The following is a 24,559-nucleotide window of genomic DNA, read 5'->3' on the forward strand; positions in this document are numbered from 1 at the left end:
CGGCCGTGTCCTTTTTGAGAAGATGAGCCCTCGTCGTGTTACCAGCCGTTCTTCCGCCGGTCTGTCCCGTCCGGCCGCCAGCCCGCCCGAGGAGGTCGCGCGCATGTTCGGCACCGGTGCGGGCGGCACCCGTCCAGTGATCCAGCGCAACAGCCTGCGCGAGCAGATCGCGGGCGCGCTGCGCGAGGAGATGATGGCCGGCCGGCTCGCGGCCGGGCGGAACTTCACCGTCAAGGAGATCGCCGAGCTCTACGGGGTCTCGGCGACCCCGGCCCGCGAGGCGCTGGTCGACCTCGCCGCGCAGGGGCTGCTCCGGGCCGAGCACCACCGGGGCTTCACCGTTCCCGAGTTCGGCTGGGACGACTTCCGGGAGATCTTCGAGTCCCGGGTGCTGATCACCGACAGTTACTTCCGCCGACTGGCCGTGAACCCCGGCCCGCCGGACGACAGCCGGCTGCCCTCGCTGCGCCGCCGGGCGGACGCCGCGGTGCGGGCGGCCCGGTCGGGCAACCTGGACGTGATGGTGGGCTGCGACCGCCGGTTCTGGCAGGAGGTCGCCGGCCTGCTGGGCAACCGCCGGATCGCCGACTACCTGGACTGGCTGCGGGTGCAGTCGTGGATGTTCGCCGCGCGGTACCTGCGGTCGATGCCGCAGCTGGACGGGGTCTGCTGGGACAGCCACCTCGACCTGGTGGACGCGATCGAGGCGCGCGACGTGTCGCGTGTGCACCGGATCGTCTGCGAGTACAACCTCTTCACCGTCGGACTGCTGGCCGAGCTGGCCGGGCAGCCGGTGGAGACGGTGGGGGTGCTGCCGCTGCTGACCGGGCGCCCGGTCGCCGCACCGGGCGGCCCCGGGGGGCAGGACGGCCCGGTGGCGCCCCGGACCGGTGAGGACGCGGAGGCGGGGAGCGCGCCGCGGCCGGAGAGTGCCGCGCAGAGTCCGCGGACCGAGGGCGGCAGCGGGCCGGAGCAGCCGGCGCCGGGTACCGCGCACCTCCCGGCGGAGCCGGGCCGGGAGGACGGCGGTGCCCGGGGCCGGGAGCGCGACCTCGGCCGCGAGCTGGGCCGTGAACTGGGCCTGGGCCTCGGCCTGGTGCCGCAGCCGAGGTCGGTCCCGTACGGACGGTTCGGCCGCCGGCTGCCCGAACCGCCGTCCGGCCAACTGCCCGAGGGGCGGCCCGATCCGCATCGCGCGCCGGGCCGGTAGGGTGGGCGGTCGTTCGTCCCGGCCGCTCCTCGTACCGACCGTCCGGGTACCGACCCCCGCCCATCCGCCGTCCGCCGCCGCGCGGCCGGTTCCCGCCGCCCGGAGAGGAAGAGCCGGCCCATGGCCTGCGACCTCTGGCTCGTCCCGCTGGTGGACGTACTGAGCCACAGCCCCGACAACCCGTTCCGGGACGACCTCGCGCTCTACAACCGGGTGCTGGCCGACAACGGCCTCCCCGAGATGCCGGTCTACCGGTACGTGCCGGGACTCAGCGGGGCGGTCGAGCCGATAGCCGCCTTCGACTACGACTCGCTGCACTTCCTGCGCCGGGCCTACCTGCTGGGCCTCACCGGCCTGGACATCACGCCGGTGGACGCGCTGGGCGGGGACTACGAGCAGCTGCTGGAGATGTTCGAGAGCAGCGCCGAGCAGTCGCACCTGGTCTGGCACTTCGACCACGCCGGCGCCTATGTGCCGATCGAGTTCGCCGCCCCGCTGGTGGAGGAGTCGCTGCTGGCCTCGGGCGGGCCGCTCGGCTCCAGCCACGGGCTGCTGCGCGAGCTCCAGGCGGTGGCCCCGGCGCTGGGCATCGACCCGCTCGACCCGCCGGCGCCGACCAGGCCGCTCGGTCCGACCGGCCTGGAGCAGCCGTTCGGACCGCCGCTGGACGACCTGCACCCGTTCGCCCGGGAGCGGCACGCCTGGGCGGGCCTGTACGCGGCGGCGACCCGGAGCCTGCACCAGGGCTCGATGGTCGTCTTCGCCTGAGCCGCAGGCCACGACCGCCGACCGGCTACGGTCGGCCGCCGCCCGCGCCCGGACCGCCCGCCCCGCTACCGCAGCGGCCCCTCCGGCGGCCGCTGGCGCGGCATGGTGGGCCTGGCTCCCGGCGGCGGCAGCACCCGGACCTGGGCCCCGACACCCGGCTCGGTACGCCCGCCCCAGCTGCCGGAGGCCTGGGTGGGCAGCCGGGTCATCCCGGCCCGGAATTCCAGCATCCACTCCGAGGTCTCCGTGCGGACCATGTCCGAGACGTCCTCGCAGAACCGCCGCAGCACCCCGAGGCACCGCTCGGCGGCCTCGCCCGCGGTCCCCTCGGTGGGGCCGAGCACCTCCCGGACGCACTCCGACGCCCAGTCGAACTGGAAGGCCTCCAGCCGCCGCTGCAGCGCCTGGGCGGTGGACACGTCGCGCATCCAGCCGGAGGTCAGTCCGAACGCCCGGTCCGCGCCGTAGCAGGCGCCGGCCAGCGCCAGCCCGACGTAGCCCCAGTCGGCGGCGTGGGCGACCGTGCCGGTGAGGTCGACCAGCGGGGCGGTGACCCCGCCGACCGCGAAGCCGGTCGTGCCGAAGCGCAGCAGCCGGGCCCAGCGGCGCTTCCAGATCCGGTCCCGGCGGTACCAGTCGATCGCCTCGACCGCCCGCTCCTCGGACCAGCGGTACAGCTCCTCCAGCCGCTCGGCGGGCTCCCCCCAGTCCCCGAGCGGGAACTGGCGGGCGCTCAGGTCGGACCGGTGGCGGGTCGACGAGCGGTGCGCGAGGGCCGCGGCGGGCGGATCCTCCTCGCCGATCTCCTTGCCCCAGGCACTCTCCTCGGGCTGCATTTCCGGCTGGCTCACCTGTGGGGCTCCCTGTGGCGGGCGGACGGCTGGTCTGGCTGGTCCCGACTCCGCGCGGACTGACGTGTCGTCGGCCTGACGGCCGGTGAAACGCCGGACAACGCGCCGAACACGCCGCCGTTCCGGGGCGGGTGCGGGTGTCCCGGGGCGGTACCGCCGACGGCCGCCGGCGGTGGTCCAACAGCACTTCTTACCGCCAAATGGCTGATCATGGGGGCGCTTCACCAATGATCGTTATCGGATTCGGCCACCGGATCCCGAGGTGGGAGGGTTGCGGCGGTCGGCGGGATTTCACCCGTCCGAGGGAGTCGTCGGCGACCCGCTGTCCTGACCCGGGCACCGCGGGGCGACTCCGGTACCCCCGGGACTGGATGATCCTCCGAGGCCGTGCGTGTACCCGACCCCCTCGATTGTCTCTTCCTACGGGACCGGAGAGCGGCCGGAACCGGCCACCGACTACCCTTACCCAGCGTGAAGGTCCTCGTCATCGGCGGCGGCGCCCGCGAACACGCCCTGTGCCGCTCTCTGTCCCAAGATCCCGCCGTGACCGAGCTGCACTGTGCCCCGGGCAACGCCGGGATCGCGCAGGTGGCGACGGTCCACCCGGTCGACCAGCTCGACGGCGCGCAGGTCACCGCGCTCGCCGGGCGGCTCGGCGCCGAACTGGTCGTGGTCGGCCCGGAGGCCCCGCTGGTCGCGGGCGTCGCCGACGCCGTGCGCGCGGCCGGCATCCCGGTGTTCGGCCCGTCCGCGGAGGCCGCCCTGCTGGAGGGCTCCAAGGCCTTCGCCAAGGACGTGATGGCCGGCGCCGGCGTACCCACCGCCCGCTCCTACGTCTGCACCACCGCCGCCGAGGCCGCCGAGGCACTGGACGCCTTCGGCCCGCCCTACGTGGTCAAGGACGACGGCCTGGCCGCCGGCAAGGGCGTCGTGGTCACCTCCGACCGCGCGGAGGCGCTGGCCCACGCCGAGGCCTGCGAGAGGGTGGTGATCGAGGAGTACCTGGACGGCCCCGAGGTCTCGCTGTTCGCGATCACCGACGGCACCACCGTCCTCCCGCTCCAGCCCGCCCAGGACTTCAAGCGCGCCCTGGACGGCGACCAGGGCCCCAACACCGGCGGCATGGGCGCCTACTCGCCGCTGCCCTGGGCCCCCGAGGGCCTGGTCGAGGACGTCCTGGCGACCGTACTGCAGCCGACCGTGGACGAACTGCGCCGCCGCGGCACCCCGTTCTCCGGCCTGCTCTACGCCGGTCTGGCGCTGACCTCGCGCGGCACCCGGGTGATCGAGTTCAACGCCCGCTTCGGCGACCCGGAGACCCAGGTCGTGCTGGCCCGGCTGCGCACCCCGCTGGCGGGTGTGCTGCACGCCTCGGCCACCGGCACCCTGGACCAGCTGGAGCCGCTGCGCTGGGACGAGGGCGCCGCGGTCACCGTGGTGATCGCCGCCGAGGGCTACCCGGCGGCGCCGCGCACCGGAGACCCGATCGAGGGCCTGGCCGAGGCCGAGGCCGCCGACGGCACCGCGTACGTGCTGCACGCCGGGACGAAGGCGGACGGCGACGGCCGGGTGCTGAGCGCCGGGGGCCGGGTGCTGTCCGTCACCGCGACCGGTGGCGACCTCGTCGAGGCGCGCGAGCGGGCGTACCGCTCGGTCGGGCGGATCTCGCTGGCCGGCGGCCAGCACCGCGGGGACATCGCCCTGAAGGCCGCGCAGTAGCGGCCGCCCGCCCCCGTTCCGTCCCCGGGCCCCCGGCACGCCTCCGCGCGCCGGGGGCCCGGGCGTTCCGGGCCGCGCCCTCCCGGCCCGTCGGCGGCCGTCGGCGCCGCCCCGCGGGCCCGCCCGGCGCGAGCCCCGGCGCGGACGCCGGGGGAGCCCCCGCGCCCTCCCCCGCACCTCGTGGACAACCCCCATGGCCGCAGCGCACCCCGGCGTTTCCGGGCCGGGTGGGACGGGAGCGACACCCGGTGCCGCCACACCGTTCGGTCCCCGGAATCCAGCCCATCGAGTGACAGCGACCGCATCCGGCTGACGTAACCGGCCGCCCGGCCTTATGGTGCGCTGGACCACGGCACCACAGGTCGGGCCGCTTCCGGCCGCCGCCGGGTAACGGTGGTCGTGCGGGGGGATGCTGGACGGCGTCCGGCCGGACCGGACCCGCCGGGCGCTTCCCGGGGGCGGTCGTCCGGTTTTCGGGCGGTGTCACCGGGACGAGTGGAAACCGGGTCGATCCGGAACGCCCACCCGGACCCGGGCGTCGAAAATGTCGGAAGCGCCACGCAGCATGTACTACCGGGGCTCGGACACCACCGATTCCCGGTCGGAACTGATCGTTTCGAATCGGCTCAGGGCCCCTCACGGGTGCCCCAGGGCTCCGAAGGGGGTGCCGCACCGTATGGCCGCTGTCGACACCGCGCGCGCTCACGCCCAGGCGGTCCTGCGGATCCGGGGTCTCGCCCTGGCCGCCGCCGCGCTGCCCGCCGCCACCGCGGTGGTGCTGCTCGCCGGCCGGTTCACCGGGCGGATCGGTGCCCCGGGCGCCCCCGACGGGGCGGGCTGGGACATCGCCCGCTGGACGGTCTGCGCGGTGGCCGCGCTGACCCTCCTGGTGGCCGGGCTGGCCGCCCGCGCCTACCGCCGGGCCGTCCCGCCGCAGACCCCGGCCGTGCCGCTGGACCGCGCCCAGGCCCCCGAGCTGTACCGGCTGATCGACGAACTGGCGGACCGGCTGGAGGTCCCCGCGCCGTCCGCCGTGGCGCTCACCCCGGACTGCGACAGCTGGCTGGAGGACGTGCCGACGCCGAGGCCCCGCCGCTCCCGGGCGGCCGGCCACGAACCGACCGCCCCGGTGCTGGTCATCGGCTCGCCGTTCCTCTGGTGGATGCGGGCCGGTGAGCTGCGGGCCCTGCTCGCCCCGGTGGTGGCCGGCACCGCGGCCGCCGCGGACCCGGAGATCGCCGCCGCCCGGCACTTCCTGCGCGCGCTGGACGCCAGCCTGGACGCCGGCCCCGCCGACGGACCGGCCGGACTCCCCGGGGACTGCGCACCGCGCCCGCCCCGCCGGGGCCCGGTCGCCCTGGCCGACCGCCTCACCGACCGGATCACCCGCCGGCTGCTGGGCGCCTGCCGCGAGCACGCCGCCGAGCTGGAGCGCTCCGTCGCCGGCTGGGCCTCCGAGCAGGCCCGCGGCGTCGACTACGGCCTGCGGATCGCCGCCCAGGAGCAGGTCGGCCTCGCCTACGCGGGCTGGGACCGGCTGCTCACCCGGGTCGCGCTGCCCGCCTGGCGGCTCGGCCGGCACCCCGCGCACCTGAACGCCGGGGTGGTGGCCGCGCTCACCGAGCTGTCCCGGCGCGACCGGCTGGCCGACGGCTACAGCAGCCGGCTCGGCGACCGCCCGGCCTGCGACCTGCTGGAGGAGCCGGGCGAGGTGGACGCCGCGGTCTCCCGGCTCGCCGCCGAGCTGTTCTTCGGGGCGCCCGCCTCCGGTGCCTGGCGCGAGCTGGAGTGGGTCGACTACCCGGCCGAGGTGGTGGACGCCGGCTGGCGGGCCCGCGCCGCCGCCCTGCAGTCGGCGCTGGACCTGCTCGCCCCGCAGGCCCGTCCCGTCGCCCCGACGCTGACCCGGCTGCTGGGCCGGCTGGCCGACGGCGACGGCGAGCGGCTGGCCGCCGCGCTCGCCGCCCAGCTGGCGCGCACCACCGCGCCCGCGCCGCTGCTCGAACCGGTCAGGTCCGGGCGGGACGTCCTGGTCGACCACGTCACCGCGATGGTCTGCTGCGCCGCCGTGGACACCGCGGGCGCCGTCCCCGGTCTCGACTGGCTGGACGGCCCGGTGCTGCTGCTCGGCGGGGTCCGCCGCACCGACCTGGCCGAGCCGGTCGCCCAGGCCGTCGAACAGGGCCAGGACGGGCCGCTGCGGGCCTGGCTGGACGCCGCGGACGTCCGGCTGGAGAAGCCGGTCCGGCTCTGACCCCGCCCCGGCCGGCCCCTCGGGGGCGCGGGCTCCGGTGCTGAGCGCCCCCGGCCGGACCGGTCGCCCCGGGTCTTCGCAGGCCGGAGGCCGTCCGTCCGACGGCCCGGAAGATTCCCGCCACTAGTTGCTACCGTGGGGTGACGCAGCGCCAGCGCGGTGTGGTGTATTAGACCGCACGCACATCCGGGAGGCACGTGCCAACCGGCGAAGGTGCACCTGGGAGGGGCGCGCGTGGGGACCGAACTCAACCGCCGCTGGGAGTCCGGGACGCACGCGCACAGCGTCTCCGACCCCTTCGGCCAGGGCCCGCTGCCCTGGCTGCGCAGCCCGGACCAGTACGTCGCCGGTGCCGAGGGCCACGAAGTGCCCTGGTACGTCTCGGTGGACGCGCCCGGGCAGCGCCCGCTGTCCGCCGGGGTGCGGGGCAGACCGGCGGTCGGCAGCCCGCTCGGCGCCAACGACGAGGAACTGCAGATCAAGGGCTTCGCCTCGGCCGGGGTGGTCCGCCCCGGCGGCTCGGTGGACCTGCGGGTCACCGTCAATCCGCCCCGCGAGTTCACCGTCGACGTCTTCCGGATCGGCCACTACGCGGGCGACGGCGCCCACCACATGACGTCCAGTCCGCTGATCGCCGGGATGTCCCAGCCGGCCCCGATGGTGGTCGGCCGGACCGTCTCCTGCCACCACTGGTGGCACACCTGGCGGCTGCAGATCCCGCAGCACTGGCGGCCCGGCGCCTACGTCGCCGTGCTCACCACCGCCGACATGCTGCACCGCAGCCACATCCCCTTCACGGTGCGGGACTTCGAGGACCAGAACCGCTCCGCCGAGCTGCTGCTGGTGCTCCCCGACGTGACCTGGCAGGCGTACAACCTCTTCCCCGAGGACGGCCGCAGCGGCGCCAGCCTCTACCACGCCTGGGACGGCGGCCGGCTGGTCGGCGAGCCCGAGGCGGCCGTCACCGTCTCCTTCGACCGGCCGCACGCCACGGCCGGGCTGCCGCTGCACGTCGGCCACGCCTACGACTTCATCCGCTGGGCCGAGCGCTACGGCTACGACCTCTCCTACGCCACCGCCACCGACCTGCACGCCGGCCTGGTCGACGCCTCCCGGCACCGGGCGCTGGTCTTCCCCGGCCACGACGAGTACTGGTCCGAGCCGATGCGCCGCGCCGCCGAACGGGCCCGGGACGGCGGCACCTCGCTGGTCTTCCTCTCCGCCAACACCATGTACTGGCGGGTCGAGCTGAGCCCCGGTCCCTCCGGCGAGCCCAACCGGATGCTCAACTGCCGCAAGCGCCAGAAGGTCGGCCCGGGCAGCCCGGCGGCCGGGGTGCCCGGCGCCGCCAGCGCGCTGTGGCGCGACGCCGGCGAGCCCGAGCAGCACCTGCTCGGACTGCAGTACTCCGGCCGGGTCGCCGCGCCGGTCCCGCTGGTCGCCCGGCACACCGCGCACTGGCTCTGGGACGGCACCGGTGTCCAGGAGGGCGAGGAGCTGCCCGGGCTGGTGGCGGGCGAGGCGGACCGCTACTACCCCAGGGTCGCCCTGCCCGAGCACAGCGAGCGGGTGCTGCTCGCCCACTCCCCGTACCGGGACCTGGCCGGCCGCACCCGGCACCAGGAGACCTCGCTCTACCGGGCCCCCAGCGGCGCCTACGTCTTCGCCTCCGGCACCTTCGCCTGGTCGCCCGCGCTGGACCGCCCGGGGCTCACGGACGAGCGGATCCAGCGGGCCACCGCGAACCTGCTGGACCGGCTCTGCAAGAACGGCTGACCGCTGCGGCCCGGGTCCGGCCCCCGGGCCGGACCGGGGGCCATGACAGACTCGACCCCAGTGACCTCCCCTTTCGCGCCCCACGCCCGCGAACGACCCCTGAGGACTGAGACGATCTTGAGCGGATTTGTCACCAAGCCCGAGCCGGTCCAGGTGCCCGGCCTGGTCCACCTGCACACCGGCAAGGTGCGCGACCTGTACCGCGCCGAGTCGGGTGAGCTGGTGATGGTCGCCAGCGACCGCACCTCGGCCTACGACTGGGTGCTGCCCAACGAGATCCCGGACAAGGGCCGCATCCTCACCCAGCTCTCGCTGTGGTGGTTCGAGCGGATCGCCGACATCGTGCCCAACCACGTGGTCTCCACCAAGGTCCCGGCCGGCGCCCCCGCCGACTGGAAGGGCCGCACCCTGGTCTGCCGCAGCCTGGACATGGTGCCGGTCGAGTGCGTCGCCCGCGGCTACCTGGCCGGCTCCGGCCTGGAGGAGTACCGGGTCTCCCGCACCGTCTGCGGCATCGCGCTGCCCGATGGCCTGGACGACGGCTCCGAGCTGCCCGCCCCGATCTACACCCCCGCCCTCAAGGCCGAGGTCGGCGAGCACGACGAGAACGTCTCCTACGAGGAGACCGCCCGCCGGGTCGGCGCCGAGCTGGCCAACCAGCTCCGCCGGACCACCCTGGACGTCTACTCCCGGGCCCGGGACATCGCCCGCGGCCGGGGCATCCTGCTGGCCGACACCAAGTTCGAGTTCGGCCTGCTGGACGGCGAGCTGGTGATCGGCGACGAGGTGCTCACCCCGGACTCCTCGCGCTTCTGGCCGGCCGACGAGTGGGAGCCGGGCCACCCCCAGCCCTCCTTCGACAAGCAGATCATCCGCGACTGGCTGACCTCCCCGGCCTCCGGCTGGGACCGGAAGAGCGAGCAGCCGCCGCCGGAGCTGCCGGCCGAGGTCGTCGACCGGGTCCGTGCCAAGTACGTCGAGGCGTACGAGCGGATCACCGGCCTGACCTGGGTCTGAGACCGGGCGGGCGCCCGCGGGCCGGCGGTCAGATCCAGCCGTGCTCGCGGGCGATCCGCACCGCCGCGTGCCGGTTCTCCGCGCCCAGCTTGGCGACGGCCGAGGACAGGTAGTTGCGCACGGTGCCCTGGGAGAGCGAGGCGCGTTCCGCGATCCCGGCGATCGAGGTGCCGTCGGCGGCCAGCTCCAGCACATCGGTCTCGCGCGGGGTCAGCGGTGTCTCCCCGGCGGAGATCGCGTCCGCCGCGAGCTCCGGATCCACGTACCGGCCGCCGGCCCGGACGGTCCGGATGATCCCGGCCAGGTCCGCCGCGGAGACGGTCTTCGGCAGGAAGCCCCGGACGCCGACCTCCAGCGCCCGCTTCAGATAGCCGGGGCGGCCGTGACCGGTGACGATCATGCAGCGGCAGTCCGGCAGCAGCGCCCGCAGCCGGGTGGCCACCTCGATGCCGTCCAGACCGGGCATCTGGAGGTCCAGCACCGCGATGTCCGGCTGGTGCGCCTCGGCCATCGCCAGCGCCTCCGGGCCGGAGGCCGCCTGTGCCACCACGGCGATGTCCTCCTCCAGGGAGAGCAGCGCGGCGAGCGCGCCGCGGATCAGGTGCTCGTCGTCGGCGAGCAGGACGCGGACGGGCGCGGGGTCGGTCATCGGCGGGCCTTCCGTACGGCGGGGGGTCAGAGCGGGACGCTGGCGAGCAGCCGGAAGAGCCCCGGCCCGGCGTCCGGGACGGTCAGCTCGCCGTTGTGGGCGGCGAGCCGTTCCCGCAGGCCGCTCAGGCCGGTCCCGCCGCCCTGGGAGGGCAGCGGCACGGCCGGCACCCCGTCATTCTCCAGCTCCAGCAGGGCCCGGCCGCCCTCGCGGCGGAGCCTGATCGAGCAGTGGCCCGCCTCGCTGTGCCGCAGCACGTTGGTGGTGGCCTCGCGGATCACCCAGCCGAGCACCGACTGGACCGCCTCCGGAAGCTCCTCGGTGTGCTCACCGAGGTCGATCTCGCAGACCACGTCGGCGGAGCGGAGCACCGCGCGGGCGCCGACCGCCTCCGCGTGCAGGGCCGCCGTCCGGTAGCCGCGGACCACGTCGCGGACCTCGCGCTGGGACTCCTGGGCGATCTGCTGCACCTCGGCCATCTGCTCGGCGGCCTCCGGGCGGCCGCGCCGGGCCAGCTGGACGGCCAGCTCGCTCTTGAGCGCGATGGTGGTGAGGTTGCGGCCCATCACGTCGTGCAGGTCTCGGGAGAACCGCAGCCGCTCCTCGGCGACGGCCAGCCGGGCCTGGGCCTCGCGGGCGGTGTCCAGCTCCTGGACCACGGACTGGAGCCAGGCGAAGCTGCGGCAGCTGCAGCCGATGAGGACCATCACCAGGCCGCTGCCGACCAGGACCCCGAGGGACGTCCCCGGGGCGGCACCGGTGAGCAGCATCGCGGGGAGGACCGCGACCAGAGCGCCGGCCCCGGCAAGGGCGGCCCGTCGCGGGGGCAGTCCGACCGAGGCCGGGCCGAAGGCGGAGAAGAGCATGGTGCTGACGACCGGGAGGGTGAAGACCACCTCCTCCCCGCCGGGGACCGGCTCGACCCGCGGGCCGAGCAGCAGCACCGCCCAGGACCCGGCCACCGCGACGACGCCGTTGACGGCGAGCCAGCGCAGATGGTCGGTGGGCCGGTTCAGGTAGTGGTCCAGCGAGGTGCGGTAGGCGCGCAGGGTGACCAGGGTGAGGGCGAGGCCGACCACCAGGGACACCCGGGCGGCCGGGTGGGCCCCGGACCCCGGGTCGGCCGAGTTGATCAGCAGGGTGACCGGCAGCGGGGCCAGCGCCATCAGATAGAGCGACCAGCGGAGGTAGAGCTCGGAGCGCTGGGGCTTGGAACGGCCCCGCCACACGCGCACCGGATTCACGACACCCATCTCGTCCGCTCCCCGTTCCGCCATGATCGTGCTGCGGCCTTCATATCAGAGGTCGAACGGGGAGCGGGCCTTCGGATCGGTACCGGCCGGACGGGCACTCAGCGGCGCGGCTCCCAGCGGAAGTACCGGACGGCGCCCCAGACCGCGAGGGCGAGCCAGACGCTCCCGGTGACCAGGTGCGGAGCCGCGGTGGCCCAGGTGCCGGCGAAACCGGTCGGGGCGGCCGAGCCGTCGGTGCCGAACCAGCCGACCCGGACCAGCTGGAAGGCCGGGGTGGCGGGCAGCAGACGGCAGATGTCGGCGAGGCGCTCGGGCATGACCTCCAGCGGGACGAACAGCCCGGAGCCGAACTGCGTGATCAGCAGGACCGGCATGGTGGTGATGCCGGCGCTCTCCACGGTCCGGGTGAAGGCGCTGGAGACGGCGGCCAGTGCCATCAGCGTCGCGACCGCCAGGGCAAGGCCGGCGACCAGCAGCAGCGGGTTGACCGGTGCGGTGAGGTCCAGGGCGGTGGCGCCGACGACACCGATCACCCCGCACATCAGCAGGGCCAGGCCGACCGAGGGGACGGCGGTGCCGACCAGGATCTCGATGTCCCTGGCCTCCCCGGTGCGCAGCCGCTTGAGCACCAGCTCGCCGCGGCGGGCCACATAGGCGGCGGTCAGGTTGTAGTAGACGACGAAGGCCAGCACCATGCCGACCGCGCCGTTGACCAGCAGCGAGTCGACGTCCAGGCCGGGGCTGCTCTCCGCCTGCTGGTCGAGGACGTTCTTGAGCCCGCCGACCAGCAGCACCGGCAGCAGTACGGCGGTGAACAGGGCGGTCCGGTTGCGGAGCAGCAGGACCCCCTCGGCCCGGCCGAGGGCGAGCAGTCGGCGGACGACGGTGCTCCGCGGGCCGACGCCGGAGGACCGGGTGCTCTGCGGACCGGAGGTGGTGGTGGCGGTGGTCATCGGGCGAGTCCGATCAGCTTGCGGCGGGCGGGGGGAGCGGCCGGGGTGTCGGCCGGGGGCCGGTGGCCGGCCTCGGAGGCGATGGCGAGGAAGGCCTCCTCCAGCGAGGCGCTGCGGGCGTCGAGGGCGCCGAGCGCGATCCCGTGCCGGTCGGCCCAGCCGAGCAGCTCGGTCAGGGTGGCCTGGAGGGCGGGCGTCTTGACGGTGACCTTCCGGCCGTCGACGGTGACCGTGGCGCCGGCCAGCGGCGGGAGGGAGGTGCCGGTGAACGCGGGGAGCTCGAAGCCGATCCGGGACGGGCGCCCGGCGATCACCTCGGCCACCGTGCCGGCCGCGACGATCTGCCCGTCGTGCATGATCGCCAGCCGGTCGGCGAGCTCCTCGGCCTCCTCCAGGTAGTGCGTGGTGAGCAGCACCGTGGTGCCCTCGGCGCGCAGCTCGCGGACCAGCTGCCAGACGGCGGCGCGGGCCTCCGGGTCGAGGCCGGTGCTCGGCTCGTCCAGGAACAGCACCTCGGGCCGTCCGAGCAGGGCCATCGCCAGGTCGAGGCGGCGGCGCTCGCCGCCGGAGAGCTGCTTGACCCGGACGCCGCGGCGGTGGCCGAGGCCGACCAGCTCCAGTGCCTCGTCCAGGGGGCGGGCGTGGCTGGTGATGCCGGCCCAGGCGCGGCCGGTCTCGCCGACGGTGAGGTCGCCCGGGAAGCCGCCCTCCTGGAGCATGATGCCGATCCGGGGGCGGACGGCGGCCCGCTCCTGGTGCGGGTCGTGCCCGAGCACCCGGACCCGGCCCTCGGTCGGGGCGGCGAGGCCCTCGATGAGTTCCATGGTGGAGGTCTTGCCGGCCCCGTTGGTGCCCAGCAGGGCGAACAGCTCGCCGCGGCCGACGGTGAGGTCGACGCCGCGGACCGCGTGGTAGCGGTCACTGCCGGCGCCGTAGTGGCGGTGCAGGTCGGTGACCTCGATCACGTGGTCGCCGGCGGCGTGGGGCTGGCTCGTTTCCATGCCTCAAGCCTTCCGCCGACCGGGCCGCGCGGGCAGTGCGCGGTCTCACCGGAACCCGGTGCGGATCCACGGGTGGGCGATGACAAATGTCATGGGTGCCGTCGCGATTCCACCGGAGCGGGAAACGCCGAAGGGCCCTCTCTTCCGAGAGGACCCTTCGTACTGGAGCGGACGACGAGATTCGAACTCGCGACCCTCACCTTGGCAAGGTGATGCTCTACCAACTGAGCCACGTCCGCAGGATGGAACTATTGAGTTGTGCTCGCTACTGCGAGCGGACGACGAGATTCGAACTCGCGACCCTCACCTTGGCAAGGTGATGCTCTACCAACTGAGCCACGTCCGCCTGGTGCCTGGGGCACCTGCCGCCTCTCCGGATCTCTCCGTTGCGGCGACGAGGAATACTCTACAGCATCTTTCGGGGTGGTCGCCCCACCCTTCGATCGAGGGTGGGACGACCGGGGCCGGGGCGGTCAGTTCGCCTCGGCGAAGGCCTCGTAGACGTGCTTCGGGATGCGGCCGCGGGCGGGCAGCTCCATGCCGCGGGACTGGGCCCAGGCGCGCACGGCGGCCGGGTCGGGGGTGAGGGCGGTGCGGCGGAAGGACTTTCCGGTACGGCTCTGGCGGCGGCCGGCCGCGACGAACGGGGCGAGGGCCTCCCGCAGCTTTTCCGCGTTGTCCACGGACAAATCGATCTCGTACGACTTCCCGTCGACGCCGAAGTGGACGGTTTCTGCGGCTGCGCCGCCGTCCAGGTCGTCGGAGAGCGTGACAACTACACGCTGAGCCATGGGTGTCAATCCTCTCGGGCAATTCGGCCGACAAGGGCGCGGGTGCGCCCCGGGGCCTGATGTGCACCCTTCGCGCAAGCGCATACGGGCAGGCCGGATGGCCGTGCCGGATACGCAGCACTCACCGCGGCAGGTGGCCCTATTCTGCACCCGAAGCGGGGAGAAATCGAAGAGTCCGGCTTTCTTTTCCGGATATTCACGTGTCTTCGCCGGGTGCCGGATACCGGTGCACTCGACTGGCCGATCTGTCCGGAGTGCCGGTATTCGGGTGCTCTTCGGTGGTTCTCGCGGGGGTTCCGGAATCCGGCGAAAAGGGGCACCCGGCGGGGGGTGGCGGGCGGGTGGAGCCCTTGTGGCGTAAGGGTCGTCGGTCTACGCGCGTCACCATCCCCGGCCAGCAAACACGCTCGAAACCCCCGGTAGTCTGGAGTTCCCCCGCCTCACGAAGACACCACCGGGAGTGCCAGTGGCACGCGTCGTAGTCGACGTCATGCTCAAGCCGGAGATCCTCGACCCCCAGGGACAGGCGGTGCAGCGCGCGCTGCCCCGTCTCGGATTCACCGGGATCTCCGACGTCCGCCAGGGCAAGCGTTTCGAGCTGGAGCTGGAGGGCCCGGTCGACGACGCCGCGCTCGCCCGTATCCGCGAAGCCGCCGAGACCTTTCTCGCCAACACCGTGATCGAGGACTTCACCGTCCGCGTCGAGGAGGACGGCAAGTGACCACCCGCGTCGGCGTCGTCACTTTCCCCGGCTCCCTCGACGACCGCGACGCCCGGCGCGCGGTCCGCCTGGCCGGCGCCGAGCCGGTCGCCCTCTGGCACCGTGACAAGGATCTCCACCAGGTCGACGCCGTCGTCCTGCCGGGCGGATTCAGTTACGGCGACTATCTGCGCTGCGGTGCGATCTCCCGGTTCTCGCCGGTGATGGAGACCGTCATCGAGCAGGCCCGGCAGGGAATGCCCGTTCTCGGTATCTGCAACGGCTTCCAGGTGCTGTGCGAATCCCACCTGCTGCCCGGCGCGCTCACCCGCAACGACTCGCTGCACTTCGTCTGCCGCGACCAGAAGCTGCGGATCGAGAACAACGGCACCGCCTGGACCCGGGATTACACCCCCGGGCAGGAAATCGTCGTGCCGCTGAAGAACGGCGAGGGCCGCTTCGTCGCCGACGAGCGGGTCCTGGACGAGTTGGAGGCCGAGGGCCGGGTGGTCGCCCGTTACCTCGACGTCAACCCCAACGGTTCGTACCGTGACATCGCCGGCATCACCAACGCCGCCGGCAATGTCGTCGGTCTGATGCCGCACCCCGAGCACGCCGTGGAGCCGCTCACCGGTCCCACCACCGAGGGCCTGGGCTTCTTCACTTCCGTACTGAAGCAGCTGGTGAACGCCTGATGAGCCTCGACACCGTCAAGAACGCCGAGCAGACCCCGGACGCCGCCCAGCCCTGGGCCGAGCTCGGCCTCAAGCAGGACGAGTACGCCCGGATCCGGGAGATCCTCGGCCGCCGCCCGACCGGCGCGGAACTCGCCATGTACTCGGTCATGTGGTCGGAGCACTGTTCGTACAAGAGCTCCAAGGTCCACCTGAAGCAGTTCGGCGACAAGAAGCCCGAGACGGACGCCATGCTCGTCGGCATCGGCGAGAACGCCGGTGTGGTCGACGTCGGCCAGGGTTACGCGGTCACCTTCAAGGTCGAGTCGCACAACCACCCGTCGTACATCGAGCCCTACCAGGGCGCGGCCACCGGCATCGGCGGCATCGTCCGCGACATCCTGGCGATGGGCGCCCGCCCGGTCGCCGTGATGGACCCGCTGCGGTTCGGCGCGGCCGACCACCCGGACACCCGGCGCGTGCTGCCCGGGATCGTCGCGGGCATCGGCGGCTACGGCAACTGCCTGGGCCTGCCGAACATCGGCGGCGAGGTCGTCTTCGACTCCTGCTACCAGGGCAACCCGCTGGTCAACGCGCTCTGCGTGGGTGTCATGAAGCACGAGGACATCCACCTCGCGCAGGCCTCCGGCGCCGGCAACAAGGTCGTCCTGTACGGCGCCCGCACCGGTGGCGACGGCATCGGCGGCGTCTCGGTGCTCGCCTCCGAGACCTTCGACGACACCAAGCCGGCCAAGCGCCCGGCGGTCCAGGTCGGCGACCCGTTCCAGGAGAAGCTCCTGATCGAGTGCACCCTGGAGATCTTCCGGGAGAAGCTGGTCAAGGGCATCCAGGACCTCGGCGGCGCCGGGCTGTCCTGCGCCACCTCCGAGCTGGCCTCGGCCGGCTCCGGCGGCATGCGGATCGACCTCGACACGGTGCACCTGCGCGACCACACGCTCTCGCCCGAGGAGATCCTCATGAGCGAGTCGCAGGAGCGCATGTGCGCGATCGTCGAGCCGGACAAGATCGACCGCTTCCTGGAGATCTGCGAGAAGTGGGACGTCATCGCCAACGTCATCGGTGAGGTCACCGACGGCGAGCGGCTGGAGATCTTCTGGCACGGCGAGCTCGTGGTGGACGTGCCCCCGCGTACCGTCGCCCACGAGGGCCCGACCTACCAGCGCCCTTACGCCCGCCCGAGCTGGCAGGACGCGCTGCAGGCCGACGCCCCGACGGCCGAGCGGCTGGCCCGCCCGACCACCGGCGAGGGCCTCAGGGCCGACCTGCTGAAGCTCGCCTCGCACCCGAACCAGGCCTCCAAGTCCTGGATCACGGACCAGTACGACCGGTACGTGCTCGGCAACACCGTGCTCTCGCACGGCGAGGACTCGGGCATGATCCGGATCGACGACGAGACCAACCTCGGCGTCTCGGTCGCCACCGACGGCAACGGCCGCTACACCAAGCTGGACCCGTACACCGGTGCCCAGCTGGCCCTCGCCGAGGCGTACCGCAACGTCGCGGCCGGCGGTGCCAAGCCGCTCGCCGTCTCGGACTGCCTCAACTTCGGCTCCCCCGAGGACCCGGACGTGATGTGGCAGTTCGCCGAGGCCACCCGCGGTCTCGCCGACGCCTGCCTGACCCTGGGCACCCCGGTGACCGGCGGCAACGTCTCGCTGTACAACCAGACCGGCGAGGTCGCCATCCACCCGACCCCCGTGGTCGCGGTGCTCGGCGTCATCGACGACGTCACCCGCCGCACTCCGATGGCGTTCGCCGAGGAGGGGCAGCTGCTCTACCTGCTCGGCGACACCGAGGACGAGCTGGGCGGCTCGGCCTGGTCGCAGGCGGTCCACGACCACCTGGGCGGCCTGCCGCCCAAGGTCGACCTGGAGCGCGAGCGGCTGCTCGGCGAGATCCTGATCGCCGGCTCCCGGGACGGCATGGTCGACGCCGCGCACGACCTCTCCGACGGCGGCCTGGGCCAGGCGCTGGTGGAGAGCTGCCTCAAGGGCGGCCGGGGTGCCCGGATCGTCGTGCCCGAGGGCATGGACCCGTTCGTGTTCCTGTTCTCCGAGTCGGCCGGCCGCGCCGTCGTGGCCGTGCCGCGCAGCGAGGAGCTCCGGTTCAACGACATGTGCACCGCGCGGGGCCTGCCGGCCGTCCGCATCGGTGTGGTGGACGGCGACTCCCTGGACGTCCAGGGGCAGTTCACCGTCCCGCTGGCGGAGCTGAAGGACGCCCACACCGGCGTCATCGAGGCCCTGCTGGCCTGAGTCGGTCCCCTCTTCCACGGGCGGACGGTTCGCGAGAACCGTCCGCCCGTGGGCGTATGTTGGGGGCCATGCCTCCCAAGTCCCGTACCTACCAGCCCGCCAGGGTGGCCGCCGCGCTCGCGGCGCAGACCGGCGCGCTGCGCGACGCCGTCCGGCGGCTGTGCGAACGCCCCGACGCCGAGGAGTGGCTGGCCCGGCCGACCAGGCTGGGGGAGTGGCGGGTGCGCGAACTGCTGGCACACCTGGCCGTCCAGATCGAGTGGCTGCCGGCGCACCTCGACGATCCGGCGGAGGGCCGGCCGCCGCTGGACCTGCCGCGGTGGGTGGAGCGGGTCGGTGCCCTCGCCCCGCTGCTCGACGACCAGGCCAGGGCGCGGGCGGCGGACGGGTTCGACGGTGACCCGGCCTCGGTGGCGGCGGCCTTCGACGGTGCCGCCGACGCGCTGCTCGGCGTCCTGGCCCGGCCGGAGGCGGCCGATCCGGCCCGACGCTTCGAGATCCGGCTCGGCTCGATGGCGCTCACCGAGTTCCTGGTGACCCGGCTGGTCGAGACCGTCGTGCACGCCGACGACCTGGCCGACGCGCTCGGCCCCGACGTGCTCGGCCCCGACACCTTCCCGCACGACCGGCAGGCGGTGGCCGCCGTCACCAGGATGCTCGCCGACGCCTTCGCCGAGCTGGTGCCCGGTGGCGCGGTGGAACTCCGGGTGCCCCCGTACGCGGTGGTGCAGGCCGTCGAGGGGCCGAGGCACACCCGGGGCACCCCGCCGAACGTGGTCGAGACCGATCCGCTGACCTGGATCCGGCTGGCCACCGGCCGTGCCGACTGGGCGGACGCGGTCGACTCCGCCGCGCTGTCGGCCAGTGGCGAGCGCAGCGATCTGCGGGCCCACCTGCCGTTGCTGGGCTGAGAGCGGCTCCGGCTCCGGCCGGGCCGCCCGCTCCGGCCGGGCGTTCCCGCCGGGCCTCAGGGGACCGAGGGACCGCTCAGATAGCCGCCGTCGGCGCTGTACGGCCAGGCGTTGGCCGTACAGCCCTTGAGACCGTAGATCTGCTGCATCATCGCGGGCGCCGGCTTGCCGGGGCCGGGGCAGCCCTCGTGGCCGTGGCCGATCCGGTGGCCGACCTCGTGGTTGATCACCAGGGCCCGGTACTCGTCGATCGGACCGCTGAACTGGGGCGAGCCGATGGTCCAGCGCTTGACGTTGACCACCACCTGGTTGCCGACGTTGCAGTTCACCTCGCCGTGGGTGTCCAGACCGGCCGCGCCGCAGATCCGGTCCACAGTGGCGGCGGAGGCGATCTTCACGGTGAAGTCGTAGGCACCGGTGGAAACCAGCTGGAAGCCGTTCTTGCGGTCGTTGGTCCAGCCGCGCTTGTCGGCGAGGATGCCCTGGATCTGGGTGGCGGAGGCCGTCGGGTCGATGCCGATGCCGTCCTCGACCTCGACCCGGTAGCGGCGGACGGTGCCCCGGCCGACCGGGTCGGCGGAGCCCTGGGCGACGGTGAAGGTGCCGGCGCCCTTGGCCGGCGGGGTCTCCGGGCCGCCCGGCTGCGGGGCGGCGGTGGGTGCGGGCGGTGCGGTGGGCGTGACCGGAGCGCTGGGCGCGGCCGGTGCCGGGGCGGCGGAGGCCGGGGGCCCGGACTGCGGCGCCGAGGGCACCGGGCCGGCGGGAGCGGCCGGGGCGGCGGCGGTGCCGTCCGGCGGGGCGACCCTGGCCTGGGCGGTCCGGTCGGCGCCGGGCAGCGCGTCGGGGCGGTTCAGGACGAACAGGGTGCCGCCGAGGATCAGCACCGCGGCGACCAGCGCGGTGAGCATGCCGGGCCCGAGCCGGCGGCGGGGCGGGCGTCGACGGCGGGAGCCCGCCCCGCCGCGGGGCCGACCGCCGGATCCGCCCGCGCGGCGCGCTGGGCGTCCCCCGGGGTGTGCGGCGGTACGGGAACGGCGGGCGGGACTGCTTGCGGGCACGCTGGGGCTTTCTGTCGACCCGTGGGGCCGCGAAACCTCGAACTGACGTGCGCGCCCCCCTGGCCCGCCCACCCTGGCATGGCGGACCGGTGAATGTCCATGTACGAGGTAGGCACAGAACGGACAAAAACCGCCCCCGGTGCCCTGTCGGGCACCGGGGGCGGCGGGTCGCGGGCGGGCCGGGCACCGGCCGTCCGGGTGTCAGCCCAGGGTCGCGGCGGCGGTCGGCGAGCTGTCCCGGAGGAACTGCGCGCAGCGCTCCGCCTCCTCCTTCTCCTCGATCGCGGCGGCGGCCCGGCCGAGCGCGTGCAGCGCCCGCAGGAAGCCGCGGTTCGGCTCGTGCTCCCACGGCACCGGGCCGTGGCCCTTCCAGCCGCTGCGGCGCAGCGCGTCCAGGCCGCGGTGGTAGCCGGTGCGGGCGTAGGCGTAGGACTCCACGACCCGGCCGGCCGCGAAGGCGTCGTCGGCGAGCTGGGCCCAGGCCAACGAGGAGGTCGGGAACTTCGCCGCCACCTCGGCCGGGGAGGCGCCGCCGGCCAGCAGCTCCAGCGGGCCGGGTTCGGCGGGCAGGTGCGTCGGGGCGGGACCCCCGAGGAGGTTCTCGTGAATGCTCATGCCCCCCAGTGAACCACCGGGGGGCATGGACGCAGGACCACTGGGGGCAGGGGCCGCTACTTCAGGCGGTTGCCCGCCGAACGCAGCTGCTGGGCGGCCTCCAGCACGCGCGAGGCCATGCCGGCCTCGGCGAGCTTGCCCCAGGTGCGCGGGTCGTAGGTGTTCTTCCGGCCGACCTCGCCGTCGACCTTCAGCACACCGTCGTAGTTCTGGAACATGTGCGCCACGACGGGGCGGGTGAAGGCGTACTGGGTGTCGGTGTCCAGGTTCATCTTCACGACGCCGTTCTCCAGCGCGGTGGCGATCTCCTCGGCGGTCGAGCCGGAGCCGCCGTGGAAGACGAAGTCGAACGGGTCGTTCTTGCTGTACTGCTTGCCGATCGCGTCCTGGAGCTCGCGCAGCAGCTCCGGCTTCAGCACGACGTTGCCCGGCTTGTAGACGCCGTGCACATTGCCGAAGGAGGCGGCCAGCAGGTAGCGGCCCTTCTCGCCCAGGCCCAGGGCCTCGGCGGTGCGGACGGCGTCGTTGACGGTGGTGTACAGCTCGTCGTTGATCTCGTGGGTGACGCCGTCCTCCTCGCCACCGGTCGGGGTGATCTCGACCTCGAGGATGATCTTGGCGGCGGCGGCCTGGGCGAGCAGCTCCTGGGCGATGGCCAGGTTGTCGCTCAGGGTCTCGGCGGAGCCGTCCCACATGTGCGACTGGAAGAGCGGGTTCTGGCCCTTGGCCACGCGCTCGGCGGAGATCGCCAGCAGCGGGCGGACGTAGCCGTCCAGCTTGTCCTTCGGGCAGTGGTCGGTGTGCAGCGCGACGGTGATGTCGTACTTGGCGGCGACGATGTGCGCGAACTCGGCGAGCGCGACGGCGCCGGTCACCATGTCCTTGTTGTGCTGGCCGCCCAGGAACTCCGCGCCGCCGGTCGAGATCTGGATGATGCCGTCGCTCTCGGCCTCGGCGAAGCCGCGCAGCGCGGCGTGCAGGGTCTGCGAGGAGGTCACGTTGATCGCCGGGTAGGCGAACTTGCCCGCCTTGGCCCGGTCCAGCATCTCGTTGTAGATCTCGGGAGTTGCGATGGGCATGCGAATCCGCTCCTGTCGGTGTGCGGCGTACGGACGGTGCTGTCCGACGCTGTGTACGCCTGGTGACGACTCCGGGGTACCGGGGCCGGTGCGCGGCTCTGCGGTGCGGCTTGACCGGTACCGAGGTTAGAGGCAGCGGCCGCGGAGGGGCGATGAGGGTGTTCGCCACCGCGGGCCGGTCGCCGGTGCCATCTTCCCAGAATGCCCACCGCCTCCACCATGCGGCCCGCCAGTCGGGACGGCCGCCCCGGCGGCCCGCCCTTCCCGAGGCCGTGTCCCGGGTGCGGCGGTGACGTGCGACGAAAGGATGAGCACCCACCGACCCCCTGGGGCGAGGCTCGAACAAAGACGGGCCCGCTATCCTGCGGCCGTGGACTACAACCAGCTGGCCGTCAATCTGCTCGACGCCAAATCACTGATCTCGTCCCTCGGTGCGATCGGGCTGATCGCGATCATCTTCGCGGAGACCGGCCTGCTGGTCGGGTTCTTCTTCCCGGGTGACTCGCTGCTCATCATCGCGGGTGTCGCCGCCTCGAGCGCCGCCTCGTCGGTCCTCGGCGAGGGCCACCGACTGCCGATCGCGACCCTGCTGATCGGGGCGCCGATCGCGGCGATCGCCGGAGCCCAGCTCGGGCACCAGATCGGGGTGAAGGTCGGACCGAAGATGTTCGACAAGCCCGATTCGAAGATCTTCAAGCGCGAGTACGTGCAGAAGGCCGAGGAGTACTTCAACCGCTTCGGCCCCGGCAAGGCCGTCGTGCTCGCCCGTTTCATGCCGATCGTCCGGACCTTCCTCAACCCGGTCGCGGGCACGCTGGAGATGCCGGCCAGGACCTTCTTCCTCTGGAACGTCGTCGGCGGCGTGCTGTGGACCGAGTCGATGCTGCTGATCGGCTACTTCTTCGGTGACGCGCTCGCCCCGGTGATCGACAAGTACCTGATCCCGGCCGTGCTGCTGATCGTGCTGCTCTCCATCTCGCCGATGCTGGTCGAGGTGCTCCGCGAGCGCCGGAAGAAGAAGGCCGCCGGCCCCGAGGCCGAGAACGCCGACACCGTCCAGGCCGGCGGCGGCCGGCACCGGCGCGACTGAGCCTTCCACCGAGCACAACGGCCGGGGCCCGGTGCTGTTTCACGTGAAACAGCACCGGGCCCCGGCCGTTCGGTGGTGCGGGGAGTCGGGGCTCAGAGGCCCAGGTCGTCCAGGGTGTACGCGGTGACGTAGGGCAGGCCCTCGGCCTCGACCGCGGCGGCGCCGCCACGCTCGACGATCACCGCGACGCCGACCACCTCGGCGCCCGCCTCGCGCAGGGCCTCGACGGCGGTCAGCACCGAGCCACCGGTGGTGGAGGTGTCCTCGACGGCCAGCACCCGGCGGCCCTTGACCTCCGGGCCCTCGATCCGGCGCTGCAGGCCGTGCGCCTTGCCGGCCTTGCGGACCACGAAGGCGTCCAGCTCACGGCCGCGCGCGGCGGCCGCGTGCAGCATCGCGGCGGCGACCGGGTCGGCGCCCAGGGTCAGCCCGCCCACGGCGTCGTACTCCAGGTGCGCGGTGGCGTCCAGCATCACCCGGCCGACCAGCGGAGCGGCCTGGCCGTCCAGCGTGATCCGGCGCAGGTCGACGTAGTAGTCGGCCTCCTTGCCGGAGGAAAGGGTCACCTTGCCGTGGACGACGGCCTTGTTCTTGATCTGTGCCAGCAGGGCGTCGCGGTCGTTGCTCATGGACGTTCAGTCTAGGGCCTGCCCCGGCCCGGGGCCGGTCGGCGGGTGGCCGGTCAGCGGCGGCGGCGCAGCGCCCTGACCAGTACGACGGTGCCGCCCAGCAGGGCCACCCCGCCGCCGATCATCCACGGCACCGTGCTGCGGCCGCCCGCTCCGGGCACCACGATGCCGCCGGCGTCGCCGCCCCAGCGGGAGGCCGCCCGGGCGCGGGCGCTGCGGGCCGGCAGGGCGGGGGCGTACGGGCCGCGCGGCGGGGCGTGGTCGACCTCCTCGGCGGAGCGGCCGACGATGCTGCGGCGGACCGGGCCGCCGAGCACCGGCTCCGGCTCGTAGCCGAAGGGCGGCTCGGCGGGGAGCTCGGCGGAGACCTCGCGCTCGATCCCGGCGGCGGGAGCGTCGGCCCCGGCCTCGCCGGCGGCCGGCTCGTCGACGTCGTCGGCCTCGTCCGGGTCGCCGAGCGGGAGGCCGAAGCGCTCCGCGTCGGCGTCGGAGAAGGCGATGAGGTCGGAGAGGTCGTCGTCGAGGTCGTCGCCGGGCTCGTCCTCGCGGTCCTCGTCGAGGGCCTCGTGGCGGTTCTCCAGGAACACCACCCTCGCGGAGTCCTCGGTGTCGCCGGACTCCTCGGCGTGCTGGGTCTCCTCGGCGTCCTCGGTCACCTCGGCGGCGTCCGCGTCGGTCCCGGTGACGACCTCCGCCTCGCCCTCGCCCTCGCCCTCGGTGTCCGCCCCGGTCGCGGTGGTGCCCTCCGGCGAGGTCAGGGCGGTGGCGAAACGGTCCAGCAGCCGACGGCCGGCCGCGTCGAGCGTCTCGCCGTCGAACTCGGTCAGCCGCCCGGTGGCACTCAGGTCACCGGTGAAGCGCACCACCGCGGTGCCCTCCTCGGCGCCCTCGGCGACGCTGATCCGGACGGTGGCGGTCGCCTCGCCGCTGCCGCGCGCCTCCTGGCCCTCGGCGAACGCGGTCAGCACGCCCTCGCGGCCCTCGATCAGTGAGAGCACGCCCTTGTAGGTGATGGTGGAGGTGCCGATCCGCAGCTTCAGCCGCCCCCCGATCTCCTCCGCCGGGCCACTGCCGACGGCGGCCGGTTCGGTGCTCAGCCCCGGCACGGAACGCGCCAGCAGCGCCGGATCCTGCAGGGCCTGCCGGACCTGCCCGGCCGGCATCGGGACGACAACCTCATGCTCCATGTCACGGAGCCTACCGACCGAACCCGCGCCCGGCCCCGCCCTGTCCCCTACCTGTCGCTGTGGCTCGTGCGCTCGCCGCCCGGCCGCCGGCCCCCGAC

Annotated in this window: 22 protein-coding genes and 2 tRNA genes; 11 read left to right on the forward strand and 13 right to left on the reverse strand. The window is 73.9% G+C overall.

What is annotated here, in order from left to right; translation table 11 throughout:
- The first annotated feature begins 103 nt into the window (after positions 1 to 103).
- On the forward strand, positions 104 to 1,210 hold the full coding sequence (locus ADK60_RS46045; protein ID WP_063782992.1) for a GntR family transcriptional regulator: 1,107 nt from the start codon (positions 104 to 106) through the stop codon (positions 1,208 to 1,210).
- Positions 1,211 to 1,330: 120 nt separating this feature from the next.
- Positions 1,331 to 1,978, forward strand: a complete 648-nt coding sequence (locus tag ADK60_RS00505) for a putative DNA-mimic protein (protein ID WP_030392479.1) — start codon at positions 1,331 to 1,333, stop codon at positions 1,976 to 1,978.
- Positions 1,979 to 2,043: 65 nt separating this feature from the next.
- On the opposite strand, the gene ADK60_RS00510 is transcribed toward ADK60_RS00505, so the two are convergent.
- Positions 2,044 to 2,829: an SLATT domain-containing protein gene (locus ADK60_RS00510; RefSeq protein WP_053642264.1), complete on the reverse strand. Its 786-nt coding sequence runs from the start codon at positions 2,827 to 2,829 to the stop codon at positions 2,044 to 2,046.
- A 471-nt stretch (positions 2,830 to 3,300) separates the two neighbouring features.
- On the opposite strand from ADK60_RS00510, the gene purD reads away from it, so the two are divergent.
- From purD to ADK60_RS00530, 4 genes are all read left to right on the forward strand, one after another.
- On the forward strand, positions 3,301 to 4,548 hold the full coding sequence (gene purD, locus ADK60_RS00515) for a phosphoribosylamine--glycine ligase (protein WP_045938859.1): 1,248 nt from the start codon (positions 3,301 to 3,303) through the stop codon (positions 4,546 to 4,548).
- 676 nt (positions 4,549 to 5,224) lie between these two features.
- On the forward strand, positions 5,225 to 6,802 hold the full coding sequence (locus ADK60_RS00520; protein WP_053642266.1) for a M48 family metalloprotease: 1,578 nt from the start codon (positions 5,225 to 5,227) through the stop codon (positions 6,800 to 6,802).
- A 234-nt stretch (positions 6,803 to 7,036) separates the two neighbouring features.
- Positions 7,037 to 8,578 (forward strand): N,N-dimethylformamidase beta subunit family domain-containing protein, encoded by a 1,542-nt coding sequence (locus ADK60_RS00525; protein ID WP_053642269.1) that lies wholly within the window; start codon positions 7,037 to 7,039, stop codon positions 8,576 to 8,578.
- Between the two features lie 117 nt (positions 8,579 to 8,695).
- Positions 8,696 to 9,595, forward strand: a complete 900-nt coding sequence (locus ADK60_RS00530) for a phosphoribosylaminoimidazolesuccinocarboxamide synthase (RefSeq protein WP_053642270.1) — start codon at positions 8,696 to 8,698, stop codon at positions 9,593 to 9,595.
- A gap of 28 nt (positions 9,596 to 9,623) precedes the next feature.
- Here ADK60_RS00530 and ADK60_RS00535 read toward each other — a convergent pair whose 3' ends face one another.
- From ADK60_RS00535 to ADK60_RS00565, 7 genes are all read right to left on the reverse strand, one after another.
- Positions 9,624 to 10,244 (reverse strand): response regulator transcription factor, encoded by a 621-nt coding sequence (locus ADK60_RS00535; protein ID WP_053642272.1) that lies wholly within the window; start codon positions 10,242 to 10,244, stop codon positions 9,624 to 9,626.
- 26 nt (positions 10,245 to 10,270) lie between these two features.
- Entirely contained in the window at positions 10,271 to 11,497 is a 1,227-nt protein-coding gene (locus tag ADK60_RS00540; RefSeq protein WP_053642274.1) for a sensor histidine kinase, read from the reverse strand.
- Between the two features lie 98 nt (positions 11,498 to 11,595).
- Positions 11,596 to 12,450: an ABC transporter permease gene (locus ADK60_RS00545; protein ID WP_053642276.1), complete on the reverse strand. Its 855-nt coding sequence runs from the start codon at positions 12,448 to 12,450 to the stop codon at positions 11,596 to 11,598.
- The gene (locus ADK60_RS00550) at positions 12,447 to 13,451 is read right to left on the reverse strand and encodes an ABC transporter ATP-binding protein (RefSeq protein ID WP_053642278.1); all 1,005 of its coding nucleotides are present in this window, start codon (positions 13,449 to 13,451) and stop codon (positions 12,447 to 12,449) included. The genes ADK60_RS00545 and ADK60_RS00550 overlap by 4 nt, the downstream gene beginning before the upstream one ends.
- Positions 13,452 to 13,614: 163 nt before the next feature.
- Positions 13,615 to 13,690 (reverse strand) — tRNA-Gly (locus tag ADK60_RS00555).
- 34 nt (positions 13,691 to 13,724) lie between these two features.
- Positions 13,725 to 13,797: transfer RNA gene (locus tag ADK60_RS00560), tRNA-Gly, on the reverse strand.
- A 127-nt stretch (positions 13,798 to 13,924) separates the two neighbouring features.
- Complete coding sequence (locus ADK60_RS00565) at positions 13,925 to 14,242, reverse strand: histone-like nucleoid-structuring protein Lsr2 (RefSeq protein WP_030304494.1); 318 nt, start codon at positions 14,240 to 14,242, stop codon at positions 13,925 to 13,927.
- 460 nt (positions 14,243 to 14,702) lie between these two features.
- On the opposite strand from ADK60_RS00565, the gene purS reads away from it, so the two are divergent.
- The 4 genes from purS (at position 14,703) to ADK60_RS00585 (ending at position 18,803) form a co-directional block, all read left to right on the forward strand.
- Positions 14,703 to 14,963 carry a phosphoribosylformylglycinamidine synthase subunit PurS gene (gene purS / locus ADK60_RS00570; RefSeq protein ID WP_078879748.1) on the forward strand — a complete coding sequence of 87 codons (261 nt, stop codon included), beginning with the start codon at positions 14,703 to 14,705 and terminating at the stop codon, positions 14,961 to 14,963.
- Positions 14,960 to 15,637, forward strand: coding sequence for a phosphoribosylformylglycinamidine synthase subunit PurQ (purQ, locus tag ADK60_RS00575; protein ID WP_045938851.1), 678 nt, complete (start codon positions 14,960 to 14,962; stop codon positions 15,635 to 15,637). Before purS ends, purQ begins: the two co-directional genes overlap by 4 nt.
- A complete protein-coding gene (gene purL / locus ADK60_RS00580) occupies positions 15,637 to 17,892 on the forward strand; it encodes a phosphoribosylformylglycinamidine synthase subunit PurL (RefSeq protein ID WP_053642280.1) in 2,256 nt (751 codons plus the stop codon). The genes purQ and purL overlap by 1 nt, the downstream gene beginning before the upstream one ends.
- Positions 17,893 to 17,960: 68 nt before the next feature.
- Positions 17,961 to 18,803: a sterol carrier family protein gene (locus ADK60_RS00585; RefSeq protein ID WP_053642282.1), complete on the forward strand. Its 843-nt coding sequence runs from the start codon at positions 17,961 to 17,963 to the stop codon at positions 18,801 to 18,803.
- 56 nt (positions 18,804 to 18,859) lie between these two features.
- Here the strand turns inward: ADK60_RS00585 and ADK60_RS00590 are convergent, their stop codons facing one another.
- The 3 genes from ADK60_RS00590 to fbaA all read right to left on the reverse strand — a co-directional run bounded on the left by ADK60_RS00590 (position 18,860) and on the right by fbaA (position 21,561).
- Positions 18,860 to 19,711 (reverse strand): DUF3152 domain-containing protein, encoded by an 852-nt coding sequence (locus ADK60_RS00590; protein WP_053642284.1) that lies wholly within the window; start codon positions 19,709 to 19,711, stop codon positions 18,860 to 18,862.
- A 351-nt stretch (positions 19,712 to 20,062) separates the two neighbouring features.
- A complete protein-coding gene (locus ADK60_RS00595; protein ID WP_030392493.1) occupies positions 20,063 to 20,476 on the reverse strand; it encodes a DUF3151 domain-containing protein in 414 nt (137 codons plus the stop codon).
- Between the two features lie 56 nt (positions 20,477 to 20,532).
- Positions 20,533 to 21,561 (reverse strand): class II fructose-bisphosphate aldolase, encoded by a 1,029-nt coding sequence (gene fbaA / locus ADK60_RS00600; protein ID WP_286163107.1) that lies wholly within the window; start codon positions 21,559 to 21,561, stop codon positions 20,533 to 20,535.
- A 364-nt stretch (positions 21,562 to 21,925) separates the two neighbouring features.
- Between fbaA and ADK60_RS00605 the strand changes: the two genes are divergently transcribed.
- Entirely contained in the window at positions 21,926 to 22,645 is a 720-nt protein-coding gene (locus tag ADK60_RS00605; protein ID WP_053642286.1) for a DedA family protein, read from the forward strand.
- Positions 22,646 to 22,737: 92 nt separating this feature from the next.
- On the opposite strand, the gene pyrE is transcribed toward ADK60_RS00605, so the two are convergent.
- Both pyrE and ADK60_RS00615 read right to left on the reverse strand, forming a co-directional pair.
- The gene (pyrE, locus tag ADK60_RS00610; protein ID WP_053642288.1) at positions 22,738 to 23,274 is read right to left on the reverse strand and encodes an orotate phosphoribosyltransferase; all 537 of its coding nucleotides are present in this window, start codon (positions 23,272 to 23,274) and stop codon (positions 22,738 to 22,740) included.
- 53 nt (positions 23,275 to 23,327) lie between these two features.
- The gene (locus ADK60_RS00615) at positions 23,328 to 24,461 is read right to left on the reverse strand and encodes an SRPBCC family protein (protein WP_159400246.1); all 1,134 of its coding nucleotides are present in this window, start codon (positions 24,459 to 24,461) and stop codon (positions 23,328 to 23,330) included.
- Positions 24,462 to 24,559 lie beyond the last annotated feature (98 nt).

Origin of the sequence: Streptomyces sp. XY431, assembly GCF_001279805.1 — a bacterium.
Classification (GTDB): domain Bacteria; phylum Actinomycetota; class Actinomycetes; order Streptomycetales; family Streptomycetaceae; genus Kitasatospora; species Kitasatospora purpeofusca.

Coding starts and splice junctions, on each gene's coding strand:
- ADK60_RS46045 (WP_063782992.1), top strand. CDS start 104: ATGTTCGGCACCGGTGCGGGCGGCACCCGTCCAGTGATCCAGCGCAAC.
- ADK60_RS00505 (WP_030392479.1), top strand. CDS start 1,331: ATGGCCTGCGACCTCTGGCTCGTCCCGCTGGTGGACGTACTGAGCCAC.
- ADK60_RS00520 (WP_053642266.1), top strand. CDS start 5,225: ATGGCCGCTGTCGACACCGCGCGCGCTCACGCCCAGGCGGTCCTGCGG.
- ADK60_RS00535 (WP_053642272.1), bottom strand. CDS start 10,244: ATGACCGACCCCGCGCCCGTCCGCGTCCTGCTCGCCGACGACGAGCAC.
- ADK60_RS00540 (WP_053642274.1), bottom strand. CDS start 11,497: ATGGGTGTCGTGAATCCGGTGCGCGTGTGGCGGGGCCGTTCCAAGCCC.
- ADK60_RS00545 (WP_053642276.1), bottom strand. CDS start 12,450: ATGACCACCGCCACCACCACCTCCGGTCCGCAGAGCACCCGGTCCTCC.
- ADK60_RS00550 (WP_053642278.1), bottom strand. CDS start 13,451: ATGGAAACGAGCCAGCCCCACGCCGCCGGCGACCACGTGATCGAGGTC.
- ADK60_RS00565 (WP_030304494.1), bottom strand. CDS start 14,242: ATGGCTCAGCGTGTAGTTGTCACGCTCTCCGACGACCTGGACGGCGGC.
- purL (WP_053642280.1), top strand. CDS start 15,637: ATGAGCCTCGACACCGTCAAGAACGCCGAGCAGACCCCGGACGCCGCC.
- ADK60_RS00585 (WP_053642282.1), top strand. CDS start 17,961: ATGCCTCCCAAGTCCCGTACCTACCAGCCCGCCAGGGTGGCCGCCGCG.
- ADK60_RS00590 (WP_053642284.1), bottom strand. CDS start 19,711: ATGCTCACCGCGCTGGTCGCCGCGGTGCTGATCCTCGGCGGCACCCTG.
- ADK60_RS00595 (WP_030392493.1), bottom strand. CDS start 20,476: ATGAGCATTCACGAGAACCTCCTCGGGGGTCCCGCCCCGACGCACCTG.
- pyrE (WP_053642288.1), bottom strand. CDS start 23,274: ATGAGCAACGACCGCGACGCCCTGCTGGCACAGATCAAGAACAAGGCC.
- ADK60_RS00615 (WP_159400246.1), bottom strand. CDS start 24,461: ATGGAGCATGAGGTTGTCGTCCCGATGCCGGCCGGGCAGGTCCGGCAG.